Consider the following 11,920-nt stretch of genomic DNA (forward strand, 5'->3'; position numbering starts at 1 on the left):
GGGCTTTGACCTGACCCACGTCTACGGGCTGACCGAGGTGTACGGCCCGGCCACGGTGTGCGCCAAGCACCCTGCGTGGGACCAGCTCGACATTGGCGAGCGTGCGCGCCTCAACGCGCGCCAGGGCGTGCGCTACCACCCGGCGCGCGACGTGCGCGTGCTCGGCCCCGAGACGATGCAAGCCGTGCCGCACGCCGGCGAGACCATGGGCGAGATCATGTTCCGCGGCAACATCGCCATGAAGGGCTACCTGAAGAACCCCAAGGCCACCGACGAAGCGTTCGCGGGCGGCTGGTTCCACAGCGGCGACCTGGCCGTGCAGTACCCCGACGGCTACATCAAGATCAAGGACCTCAGCAAGGACAGCATCATCTCCGGCGGCGAGAACATCTCGTCCATCGAGGTGGAAGACGTGCTCTACCGCCACCCCGACGTGCTGGCTGCCGCCGTGGTGGCCAAGCCCGACCCGAAGTGGGGCGAGACGCCCTGCGCGTTTGTGGAGCTGAAGGCCGGTGCAGAGACCACGCCCGAAGACATCGTGGCGCACTGCAAGAAGCACCTGGCCGGCTTCAAGGTGCCCCGCGCCGTGGTGTTTGGCGAGTTGCCCAAGACCAGCACCGGCAAGATCCAGAAGTTCGAGCTGCGCAAGCAGGCCGGGTCGGCCACCGCGATCAACGTCTGAGCCTGCGGCAGGGCCGCGGCCGGCACGGCAGCCCCCGCCGTGCGTTGCGCCTGCGTGGGTATTTGCAATCAAATTGATAGCTGCCAGCGCTTGATGGATAAGCGCTGGAGGCAATTTTGATGCAAAATTGCGTCGGCCGCCGCACCGTGCTTGCCAGCTGCGGCGCGCCACGGCACGATGCGCGCATGACCGCACCCGCCCCTGTGAACCCCGCCATCGCCACAGCCCTCGCCAGCGAACACACCATCCGCACCCTGGCCCAGCTCGAATCCCTGCTGGGCACCCCCAGCCAAGCCTCCATGGCCAAGGAACTGCCGTGCGTGCACCCCGGCTACCGCGCCATGATCGAAGCCTCGCCTTTTGCCGTGCTCGCCACGCAGGGCCCCGGCGGCCTGGACGCCTCGCCGCGCGGCGACCCGGCCGGCTTCGTGCAGGTGCTGGACGACGACAAGACCCTGCTGCTGCCCGAGCGCCGCGGCAACCACCGCGCCGACAGCCTGCGCAACATCGTGGCCGACCCGCGCGTGGCGCTGCTGTTCCTGATCCCCGGCGTGGGCGAAACCCTGCGGGTGAACGGCCGCGCCCACATCAGCGTGGCGCCCGAGCTGCTCGCGCGCTTCGTGGTCCACGGCAAGCCGCCCCAATGCGTGCTCGTCATCACGGCCGAGTCGGTGTACTTCCAGTGCGCGCGGGCCATCCAGCGATCGGGCCTGTGGAACCCCGTGCCGCCCGGCACGCCCCGGCCTGTGCCCACGCCGGGGGCGCTGCTCTCGTCCATCACACAGGGCCGCTTTGACGGCGAGACCTATGACCGCGAGTTGCCTGCGCGCCAGCAGGCTACGTTGTACTGAGAGGCTGAGAGGAAATCGGTCATGCCCGCCTTGACGCCCCAAACCACCGCCCGCAGCGTTGCAAATGCGCGCCGTAGCCCGAGCTACGGCGGTGCTTTGCGCCTTGCGGGCGGCGCTTTGGGGCGTCCTTTCGGGCACGCCCGACTCCCTCTCAGCCTCTGAGCCGAACTGGCCCCACGAAAAGAACAGGCGGACGCATGGACGGTGTATGGTGGATGGTGGTGCTGGGCGCCGCCGCGGCGGGCTTTGTGCAAGGTCTCTCGGGTTTTGGCTTCAGCATGGTGGCCATGTCGTTCTGGGCCTGGGCGCTGGAGCCTCGCCTGGCCGCCGTGCTGGCCGTGTGCGGCGCGCTTTCCGGGCAGATCGTGGCGGCCGCCACGGTGCGGCGCGGCTTTGACAAGGCGCGCCTGCTGCCCTTCGTGCTGGGCGGCCTCGCGGGCATCCCGCTGGGCGTGGCCCTGCTGCCCCGGCTGGACATGAACGCCTTCAAGCTCGTGCTCGGCACGCTGCTGGTGCTGTGGTGCCCCGCCATGCTGCTGGCGCGGCAGCTGCCCCGCATCACCGCCGGCGGCCGTTGGGCGGATGCGGCCGTGGGCCTCTCGGGCGGCGTGATGGGCGGGCTGGGCGGCTTCACCGGCGTGCTGCCCACCCTGTGGTGCACCCTGCGCGGGCTCGACAAGGACGTGCAGCGCGCCATCATCCAGAACTTCAACCTGGCGATGCTGCTGGTCACCTTCGCCACCTACGCCGCCACCGGCCTCATCACCCGCGCCACGCTGCCCTTGCTGGCACTGGTCATCCCGGCCATGCTGGTGCCTTCGCTGCTCGGCGCGCGGTTGTACTTGGGCATCAGCGAGGCGCGGTTCAAACAGGTGGTGCTGGGGCTGCTGACGTTGTCCGGGGTGGCGATGCTGGTGGCTAGCGTGCCGAAGGTGCTGGCGCGGTGGGGGTGAGAGGGCTCGTCGGCGGATAGCTGCTTCGCAGTACAGTCTCACCCTCAATCAATCTTCAGCGTCGATTCCCCATGCCCTGGCCGCCTGAATACCAACGCGCCTCGATTGACTTTGAGAAGTTCATGGTGGCGGCTCGAGATCATGCCGGCTTGGCGACCACGAATATGGCCTGGAACATGGTCGTAGGGGTGTTGCAGGCTTTTCGCCGCCGGCTTTCTCTTGAGCAAGCGCTTCGCTTTGCGGATCAGTTGCCGCCAGCGGTGCGGGGGCTCTTCTTCGAGGGCTGGAGGCCCAGTGAGCACATTGCAGAGGTGGGCACCGCTGCGGAGATCCTTGAAGAGGTCCGCTCGCTGCGGCGCGACCACAATTTTTCGTCGGACACCGCGATTGAATCGGTCGGCTTTGCATTGCGCCAGGTGATCCCGTCGGATGCATTTGATCGTTCGTTGGAAGCACTGCCTCCGGGGCTCCGCGAACTTTGGAGCGGCCTCGGCGCATGAAGACTTGTGTTCGGGGCGGTGTGCCGGCCCAGATTCCAGCGCCGGCTGCAAACCCCTTTTGAGGAGAAGCCCTTGCCCAGCATGTCCGACGCTGTCCAAGTGGCCCCGCAGTGTTTGCAAGGGCGTGTCGCCATGGGCGTAGGCGGCCGAAAAGCCATGGCGATACCTCAGCATCTTCGGGATTTCTGGAATGCGTTCGCGAGCGCCACGGGCCAAGCGGATGAAGAGCGCTTCTACGAAGCGTTCCACTTTGGCGATAGCGAGGAACTGGCCCGCGAACTTGCGGCCTTGGTTCTCCAGGGCACCAAACGTGCGACGACCGGCTCGGTCTGGTCGTTCGAGGCGGAAGGCAAGCCCGCTCCACGCGTGGGAGATCTCAGCATCGTCACCCATTGGTCCGGTGAGCCGCTGTGCGTCATCAAGACCCTGGCGGTTGAGATGGTTCCGTTGAGCGAAGTCACCGCCGAGTTCGCCGCGATCGAGGGTGAGGGCGACGGCTCGTTGGCGTTCTGGCAGCAGGCCCATCGGGACTATTTCATCCGTGAGTGCGCCCAGGCGGGCCGCCCGTTCTCCGAGCACATGCTGGTTGCCTGCGAGTGCTTTGAGGTCGTCTACCAGCCTCCCGCCGGTGTCTGACCCTTTCGGCTCAGCGTGAACGGCTTTGCCATGGGGGGCGCGGCAGGGCGGCCCGCCATCAAAGCTCGCTGGCGTCCTTGCCCTCGCTTAGCTTGACCACCCACCGCACGGTGGCGTGCGGTGCGGGCACGCGCTGGGCGTATACCTCCAGGCCGCCGCTGGTCCATGCGGCATAGCTGCCGCTGGGGTCATTCGCGGCGGTTTCGGGCCCGTAGGTGCGGCGGCCGAACTCGAGCAGTTCGCCGAAGGCCGCAGAACCACCATCTGCCAGGTCGCTCGCATCGGCGACGAACTCCACGCGGCGCAGCTCTCGCCCACCGAAGAAGAACGTCTGTGCGCCGGATACCCCAGCGATGGCCACCGGTGCCAGCCGCCACAGGCCCACCAGCCCTCCGGCGAGGCGCTGCGGGCGCGGCACGCGCGCCATGCCGGGCACGGCGTGCTGAAGCGCGTCAGCCCCCATGCCAAGTTCCACTCCGGCAGGCAGCGGGAGCACGGGGGTGCGCGGCCACTGGGAGGGCGATTGGGCCGGGGATGGGGCCTGCGCAGCCGCCGTGCCTGCAGCCAACGCCAAGGCCAGCGCCGTGCCCAGGCAGGTTCGCCACATCGCGCTGTGCAAAGCGCCCGGCAGAGCGGGACGGAATCGAATTGGGAATGGGCCGGGGTTCATGGTTGCGGTTCGTCACTGCACGTTCGCGGACACACCTTCGCTGCAAGGCCATCGCCCGAGGACGCGATTTTGGCGTGTTTCCGCCCTGGGCCGTGCAGAGTCCGGATGCCCTGCACGGCGGGGGGGGGCGAGGCCCCGCGCGGGTTCTGTTTCTGGGATCGGGTGGGATGGGGCCGCGGCCCTGGTCTCAGTCGCCCATCACGACGCCTTCGCGCCGCGGGTCCGCCCCGCCCATCCACACCTTCTTGCCGTGCGCATTGCCGCGGGTGATGGCTTGCAGGCCGCTGGTCATGTTCATCTCGCGCACCTCGGCGCCGCGGCTGCGCAGGGCTTCCACCGTGGCGGCGGGGAAGCGCTTTTCTTCCAGCAGGGTGGGGCCGTTCAGCGAGCCGAAGTTGGGCAGGTTGATAGCCTGCTGGGGCGTGAGGCCCCAGTTGAGCACGCCGTAGAGCGTCTTGGCGGTGTAGTGGATGATGACCGCGCCGCCGGGGCTGCCGCCGCTCATCAGCAGCTCGCCGGTGGCCTTGTCAAACACCAGCGTGGGCGACATGGACGAGCGGGGGCGCTTGCCGGGCTGCACGCGGTTGGCGATGGGCTGGCCTTGGGCGTCCGTGGGCGCAAAGCTGAAGTCGGTCAGCTCGTTGTTGAGCAGGAAGCCCCCGTTGCGTGCGGCATCCGTGGTCACCATCTGCCGCGCGCCGAACTGGTCTTCGATGGTGGTGGTCATGGCCAGGGCGTTGCCCTGGGCGTCGACGATGCTGATGTGGCTGGTGCCGTACTCGGGCTGGTCGGGCATGGGCGCGTAGCTGGTCTTCACGGCGCCGGGGTTGCCGGGCTGGGCGACCTTCATGCTCTGCGGGCCGATGAGCTTGGCGCGCTCGGCCAGGTAGGCCGGGGCGAGCAGGCTGGTCCAGCTGCCGGCCGGGGGCCGCACGAAGTCGGGGTCGGCCACGTACTGGGCGCGGTCGGCGAAGGCCAGGCGCGAGGCTTCGGTGTACAGGTGCAGCCAGTCCGCGCTGGGCAGGCCGTCCTGCAGCGGCTTGGCGGCGGCATCGGTGTTCTTCAGGATGCCCAGGATCTGCCCGATGGCAATGGCGCCCGAGCTGGGCGGCGGGAAGCCGCACACGCGGTAGTCCTTGCTTTGCACCTGGTAGTCGTGGCACAGCGCGTCGCGCTTCTTGGGCTGGTAGCCGGCCAGGTCGGCCAGGCTGAGCTTGCCGGGGTTGGTGGGGTGCTTTTGCACCTTGTCCACGATGGCCTGGGCAATGGCGCCTTCGTGCAGGGCCTTGCTGCCTTCGGCGGCGATGCGGCGCAGCACGGCGGCCAGCTCGGGGTTGCGCAGGTTGACGCCCACGTCGCGCGCGTCGCCATCGGCCTTGTAGAAGTAGGCGGCGGCCACGGGGTCTTTCTTGAGGTGGGCGTCGGCCTTGACCAGGGTGTTCAGCCGCGCGCTGACCTTGAAGCCGCCTTCGGCCAGCGTGATGGCGGGCTGGAACAGCGTGGCCCAGGGCAGCTTGCCGTGCTGTTTGTGCGCCATCTCCAGCATGCGCACGGTGCCGGGCACGCCCACCGAGCGGCCGCCCACCACGCCGTCGTAGAAGGGCAGGGGCTTGCCATCGGCACCCAGGAAGAGCTTTTCGTCGGCCGCGGCCGGGGCAGTCTCGCGCCCGTCGTAGGCCTCCACGGCCTTGCCGTCGTAGTGCAGCAGGAAGGCGCCGCCACCGATGCCGCTGGACTGCGGCTCCACCAGGGTCAGCACCATCTGCACGGCAATGGCCGCATCGATGGCTGAGCCGCCGGCCTTCAGGATCTGGTAGCCGGCATCGGTGGCCAGTGGGTTGGCGGCCGCCACGGCGAATTTCTCGGTGGCCCGGCCGGGCTTTTCGGTGTAGCCGGAGGAACCCTCGGGCTGCACCGGCACGGTGTAGCTGAACTGCGAAGAGGGGGCGCTGGCGCAGCCGGCCAGCAGGGCGGCGGCAGCCAGCAGGCCGAGGCTCAGGTTCAAGGCGCCGGCACGGCGCGAGGGGGCGGGGTGGCGGGAGTGCGTGTTCATGGCCGTCTTCTCCTGTGTGGCAAGAAGCGGCCATGGTACGCGGCTGGCGTGCGGCAGCGCCGGGGCGTTACATCAGGCAACAGCTGGCCGGGGTGATTTGAGGCGTTTTTGGGCTCTAGCGCTTATGCAGAAAGCGCAAGCAGCTATCAAAAAGATAGCGAAGGATTGGCTGGTCGGGCGGTCAGGCGGTCTGGGGCCCGGGCCGGCCGTCTTCCACCACAAAGCGGGCGAGCGTGCGGGCGCCGCTGTCTGCGCGCAGCGGGTCGTCCACCACGCGCAAGGTGGTGGTCCAGCGCGTGGGCGTGATCTCGGCCAGGCCGTAGCCGCGCAGGTCGCAGCGGGCCAGCAGGACGTGGGGGTTGTGGCGCGCGACGGCGTCCACCTTGTCCTGCGTGGTGCTCGAGCGCGAGCTGATGGAGGTGCCGCAGAACTCGCTGGCCACCACGGGCGATTCGGACCGCCCGGGGTCGGCGTGGACGCGGCACACATAGTTCTGGTGGATGTCGCCGCCCAGCAGCACGGTGTTGCGCGGCGCGTGGCCGGACACCGCCTGCAGCAGCCGCTGGCGGGCGGCGGGATAGCCGTCCCAGCTGTCGGTGGAGGTGACGCCCGAGGGGTAGTGGCGTTGCGAGAACAGGGTCTGCTGCGCCAGCACGCTCCAGCGCGCGGCGCCACCGTCATGGCCCCGGGCATCGGCGGCCAGGCCGGCGTGCAGCCATTGCTCTTGCGCCGTGCCCAGCAGCGTGCGGTCAGGGCTGGCCAGCTCGGCGCAGTCGGCGGGCCGCACCGCGCCGGCGCTCATGGACTGGGGTGTGCGGCAGGCCTGCCAGCTGCGGTACTGCCGGCTGTCCAGCAGGTGGATGTGGGCCAGCCGGCCCCAGCGCAGGCGGCGGTAGAGCTGCAAGGCGTCCCAGCGCGGTGCGCTGGCGGGTGTGCCCAGGCTGGTGGCGCGCAGGGGCATGTTCTCGTAAAAGGCCTGCCACGCGGCGGCGCGCAGCGCCAGAAAGCTGTCGGCATCGCCGCGGCCTGCGCCGGCTGCATAGTCGTTTTGCACCTCGTGGTCGTCCCAGGTCACGGCCCAGGGGCAGGCGGCGTGGGCGGCCTGCAGGGCGGGGTCGCTCTTGTGCAGCGCGTAGCGGTCGCGGTAGTCGGCCAGCGTGGTGGCCAGGCGCAGGCTGTGGGTGCGGGCCAGATCCGCCGTGTTCTTGGGCGTGGCGTATTCGTAGATGTAGTCGCCCAGGAAGAGCACCAGGTCGGGCGCGTCGGCCACCGCGTGGTGCCAGGCGGCGTAGTGGCCGTGCTCCCAGCGCTGGCAGGACGCAAACACCACGCGCAGGGCGCCGGGCAGTTCCGCAGCCGCCGGCGCGGTGCGCGTGCGGCCGACCGTGCTCACGGCATCGCCCAGCATGAAGCGGTAGTGGTACCAGCGGCCGGGCGCCAGGCCCCGCAGCTCCACGTGCACGCTGTGGCCCAGCAGCGGCAGGGCAGGGGCCTCGCCTTTTTGAACGATTTGCGCAAAGCGTGCATCGTGGGCCACTTCCCACCGCACAGTGTGGGCCGCCTGCATCTGCGCCGGGTCGGCCAGCACCAGCCGCGTCCACAGCACCACCCCATCGGGTGCCGGGTCGCCGCTGGCCACGCCCAGCGCGAAAGGGTCGCCCTGCAGCGCGGGCGATTGGCTCCAGGCCCAGCGCGGGAGGGCGGTGGCCGCAGCCGCACAGGCGGCGTATTGCAAGAAGGCGCGGCGGTCCATTGGCCTGGGGGTGTGTTGAGGTGCCAGCGGCATCACGTGCAACGCTGCCGGCATCGATGAATCTTGGGCATCCCGTCCACCTCCCGCATTCCACTCACCACCCGCCGATACCGGCGCGCCCGAAGGCCCGTGCCACCGTGAAACTGGCTCCGCCAGGCCAAGGGTGGCGTCCCCCTAGGGGGAAGGCGCAGAAGGCGACACAGGGGGGAGGCATCAAGCCGCCATCACCCGGTTCTTGCCCGAGCGCTTGGCCAGGTACATGGCCTGGTCGGCACGGCGCAGCGTGTCGACGCTGCTCTCGCTGTCGTGCATCTGCGCCACGCCGGCGCTGAAGGTGATGAGCACCTTCTCCGTGCCCTGCAGGAAAAAGCGCGTGGTCAGCTCGCGCTGCAGGCGCGTCATGGCGGCCACGCCGCTTTCCACCGCCGTGTCGGGCAGCAGGAGCACGAACTCCTCGCCGCCGTAGCGGGCCAGCAGGTCTTGCGGCCGCATGACTTCGCGGGTGACCTGCGCCAGGTGCACCAGCGCGGCGTCGCCGCCGGCATGGCCCAGCCGGTCGTTGATGGTCTTGAAGTTGTCCACGTCCAGCAGCGCCAGGCACAGCGGCGAGCCCAGGCGGCGCGAGCGGGCGATTTCCCGCTCGATGGCCTCGTCCAGGCCCTTGCGGTTGAGCGAGCCGGTCAGCGGGTCGTGCCGCGCCTGGGCGCTGGCACGGTCCAGCTCCTCCTGCAGCTTGGCGATCTCGGCGTGCTTGGCCTCGGTGCGCGCGCGCAGGTCCTGCAATTCGTCATGGGCCACGCGGCTGTCCAGGGCCATGGCGCGGGTGGTGCTCATCACTTCCTGCAGCACGGGGGCGATTTCTTCCAGCGTTTGGGCCTTGCCGATCAGGTCGGCGCAGCGCGCCATGGTGCCCTGGTAGGTGGTGCTGGACGCCGTGATCTTGGCCAGCCGCTCGATGAAGGTGGCCAGCATGTCCTTCATCTGCTCCTGCGCCTCGACGGTGCGGGCCTTGGCTTCGCTCTGCTTGAAGATCACGTCCTTGAGCCGCCGCTGCACGTCGTCCAGCCGCCGCAGGGTCAGGGGCGGCGTGGACGCCGACATCAGCGCCTCGGCCTGGCCGTGCAGCCAGCGGTCGTCCACGTTGAGCACGGCGATGTTCTCGAACACCATGTGCAGCAGCTCCAGCAAGGTGGCGCGGATGGCGGCCTGGTCCTCCGTGGCAAACGAGACGCGGTAGGCGAAGTTGCCCAGCATGAGCTGCACGGTGGATAGGGGCGGCGCGGGCTCCTTGAGAAAGCCGATGAGCTGCTGCGCCATGTCGATGACGCGGGCGTCGTCTTCCCCCAGCGCGGGCAGGAGGTTGTCGATGAGGCGCGCCAGCATCTGCGCGAATTCGTCCGGCAGCACGACGGGGGCGCCGGCCGCAGGCGCAGCGGCTTCCGCGGCCGGGGCCACCGCGGCTGCAGGGCTCAAGCCGAGGTTGGCGTAGCCCACCAGCACGCTTTGCAGCGAGGTCCAGTCCTTGTTGTTGACGGCCCGCTCAAACTGGCCCAGCAGCCGCTTCTGTGCCGGCGTTTGCCCCGGCAGCACCCGCAGGATGTGGTGCAGGGGGCCTTCGGGAAAGGGTTGGGGGCTGCGGGTTCCTGCGATTTCGTCGTAGAGCGACAGGTAGTTGTCGGGGGTGGGCGGGAGGCGGCGGGCGGCCAGCTGCTTGAGGGTTTCTCGTGCTATTTCGGAAGGTGGTCGGTCGGCCATGTGCGGACACCAATGTCGGAGGAACGCAGGAGGCGCGAGTGTGACACAGCGGGCCGCCGCCTGCGCTCCCGGCCGGGCCCTTTCCGCCCGGCGGCGCCGCTGGCGGCGCAGGCGCGCGCGGCGGGGGGCACCGGGACGTCAGTTCACCATCACCAGCTTGCCCATCACGCCGCGCGAGCCCATGTGGGCGTAGGCGGCGGGCAGCTCGGCCATGGGCATGGTGCGGTCGATCACGGGCTTGACCTTGCCCTGCGCGTACCACTGGGCCAGCTCGCCCATCATGGCGGCGTTGGCCTTGGGCTCGCGCTTGGCGAACTCGCCCCAGAACACGCCGACGATGGAGGCCCCCTTGAGCAAGGGCAGGTTCAGCGGCAGCGCGGGAATGGGCCCCGAGGCAAAGCCCACCACCAGGTAGCGGCCGCGCCAGGCGATGGAGCGGAACGCCGGTTCGGCGAAATCGCCGCCTACGGGGTCGTAGATCACGTCCGGGCCCTTGCCGTCGGTCAGCGCCTTCAGCGCGTCGCGCAGGTTGTCCCGGCTGTAGTTGATGGTGGCGTCCGCACCGATGGAGGTGCACAGCGCGCACTTTTCGTCGGTGGAGGCGGCGGCGATCACGCGCGCGCCCATGGCCTTGGCGATCTGGATGGCGGCCGTGCCCACGCCGCCCGCCGCGCCCAGCACCAGCACGGTCTCGCCGGCCTTGAGCTGCGCGCGGTCCACCAGCGCGTGGTGGGATGTGGCGTAGATCATGATGAACGCGGCAGCGTCCACGTGCGAAAAGCCGTCGGGCAGCGGCATGCACAGCGCGGCGGGGGCCACCGTGTGTGTGCCAAACCCGCCCGTGCCCGAGAGGCAGGCCACGTTCTGGCCCACCTTCAGGTGGCTCACGCCCTCGCCCACGGCGGCGACCACGCCGGCGTATTCCGAGCCCGGCACGAACGGCAGCGGCGGCTTCACCTGGTACTTGTTCTGCACGATCAGCAGGTCCGGGAAGTTCAGGCTGGCGGCCTTGATCTCGATGAGCACCTCGCCCGCCTTGGGCGACGGGGTGGGCAGTTCGGTCCAGCTCAGGGCGTCAACGCCGGTGGGGTTGGTGCAAAGCCAAGCGTGCATGGGGGAGTCTCCTGTCAAAGTGGGCCGCATGATAGGCGGCGCGGGCGGCCCCGCGATGTCCCACGAGCGACGGGCCGCGCTGCCGTGGCACGGCGCGGCGGCACCCCCCTACAATCCGTTGCAACCCCTACCGCAACCCATGAAAATTCTGATCTCGAACGACGATGGCTACCAGGCGCCGGGCATTGTGGCGCTGCACGACGCCCTCAAGACCCTGGACGGGGTCGAGGTGGAAGTGGTCGCCCCGGAGCACAACAACAGCGCCAAGTCCAACGCGCTGACCCTGCATTCGCCGCTGTACGTCCACCAGGCGGCCAACGGGTTCCGCTATGTGAACGGCACACCGGCCGACTGCGTGCACATCGCGCTGACCGGGTTGCTGGGCTACCGGCCCGACCTGGTGGTCTCGGGCATCAACAACGGCGCCAACATGGGCGACGACACCATCTACTCCGGCACCGTGGGGGCGGCCATGGAGGGGTATCTGTTCGGCATTCCGGCCATCGCCTTCTCGCAGGTGGACAAGGGCTGGGGCGAGATCGAGGCGGCAGCCGCCAAGGCGCGCGAGATCGTGGCCCAGATGCGCGCCCAGGACCTGGTGGGCGGGGCGCCCTGGCTGCTGAACGTGAACATTCCCAACATGCCGCTGCACGCGCTGCAGCCGATCCGGCTGTGCCGCCTGGGGCGGCGCCACGCGGCCGAGCGGGTCATCGTGCAGGAAAGCCCGCGCGGCGAGGCCATGTACTGGATCGGCGGCGCCGGTCCCGCCAAGGACGACGCCGAGGGCACCGACTTCCATGCGACCGCGCTGGGCCATGTGTCCGTCACGCCGCTGAAGGTGGACCTCACCGACCACGACAACCTGGGCTATTGGGCGCAGACGGCGTCCCGGCTCGCGGCAGGGGCGGCTGGCGCCCCTGGCCACTGATGCAGCGGCGGCCCGGCTTCCCGGCA

The 11,920-nt window shown here is 69.5% G+C and carries 11 protein-coding genes; 6 read left to right on the top strand and 5 right to left on the bottom strand.

From position 1 onward, the window contains the following. The 5 genes from LWW96_RS03610 to LWW96_RS03630 all read left to right on the top strand — a co-directional run. The coding region (locus LWW96_RS03610; RefSeq protein ID WP_291484305.1) for an AMP-binding protein at window positions 1–682 on the top strand (682 nt) is incomplete at its 5' end. A gap of 185 nt (window positions 683–867) precedes the next feature. Beyond that, on the top strand, window positions 868–1,533 hold the full coding sequence (locus LWW96_RS03615; protein ID WP_291484306.1) for a pyridoxamine 5'-phosphate oxidase family protein: 666 nt from the start codon (window positions 868–870) through the stop codon (window positions 1,531–1,533). A gap of 197 nt (window positions 1,534–1,730) precedes the next feature. Further along, window positions 1,731–2,486: a sulfite exporter TauE/SafE family protein gene (locus LWW96_RS03620; protein WP_291484307.1), complete on the top strand. Its 756-nt coding sequence runs from the start codon at window positions 1,731–1,733 to the stop codon at window positions 2,484–2,486. Between the two features lie 71 nt (window positions 2,487–2,557). Further along, on the top strand, window positions 2,558–2,986 hold the full coding sequence (locus tag LWW96_RS03625) for a DUF2267 domain-containing protein (RefSeq protein WP_291484308.1): 429 nt from the start codon (window positions 2,558–2,560) through the stop codon (window positions 2,984–2,986). Window positions 2,987–3,067: 81 nt separating this feature from the next. Further along, entirely contained in the window at window positions 3,068–3,622 is a 555-nt protein-coding gene (locus tag LWW96_RS03630; protein WP_291484309.1) for an ASCH domain-containing protein, read from the top strand. Between the two features lie 58 nt (window positions 3,623–3,680). On the opposite strand, the gene LWW96_RS03635 is transcribed toward LWW96_RS03630, so the two are convergent. The 5 genes from LWW96_RS03635 to LWW96_RS03655 all read right to left on the bottom strand — a co-directional run bounded on the left by LWW96_RS03635 (window position 3,681) and on the right by LWW96_RS03655 (window position 10,966). Next, complete coding sequence (locus tag LWW96_RS03635; RefSeq protein WP_291484310.1) at window positions 3,681–4,085, bottom strand: hypothetical protein; 405 nt, start codon at window positions 4,083–4,085, stop codon at window positions 3,681–3,683. Between the two features lie 394 nt (window positions 4,086–4,479). Continuing rightward, window positions 4,480–6,345 (bottom strand): gamma-glutamyltransferase family protein, encoded by a 1,866-nt coding sequence (locus tag LWW96_RS03640; protein WP_291484311.1) that lies wholly within the window; start codon window positions 6,343–6,345, stop codon window positions 4,480–4,482. 181 nt (window positions 6,346–6,526) lie between these two features. Continuing rightward, window positions 6,527–8,098 (bottom strand): alkaline phosphatase D family protein, encoded by a 1,572-nt coding sequence (locus tag LWW96_RS03645; RefSeq protein WP_291484312.1) that lies wholly within the window; start codon window positions 8,096–8,098, stop codon window positions 6,527–6,529. Window positions 8,099–8,311: 213 nt separating this feature from the next. Next, entirely contained in the window at window positions 8,312–9,853 is a 1,542-nt protein-coding gene (locus LWW96_RS03650; RefSeq protein WP_291484313.1) for a GGDEF domain-containing protein, read from the bottom strand. Window positions 9,854–9,991: 138 nt separating this feature from the next. After that, on the bottom strand, window positions 9,992–10,966 hold the full coding sequence (locus LWW96_RS03655) for an NADPH:quinone oxidoreductase family protein (protein WP_291484314.1): 975 nt from the start codon (window positions 10,964–10,966) through the stop codon (window positions 9,992–9,994). A gap of 139 nt (window positions 10,967–11,105) precedes the next feature. Between LWW96_RS03655 and surE the strand changes: the two genes are divergently transcribed. After that, window positions 11,106–11,894, top strand: coding sequence for a 5'/3'-nucleotidase SurE (gene surE / locus LWW96_RS03660; protein ID WP_291484315.1), 789 nt, complete (start codon window positions 11,106–11,108; stop codon window positions 11,892–11,894). Window positions 11,895–11,920 lie beyond the last annotated feature (26 nt).

This window comes from Acidovorax sp., assembly GCF_021287135.1.
Classification (GTDB): Bacteria; Pseudomonadota; Gammaproteobacteria; order Burkholderiales; family Burkholderiaceae_C; genus Acidovorax.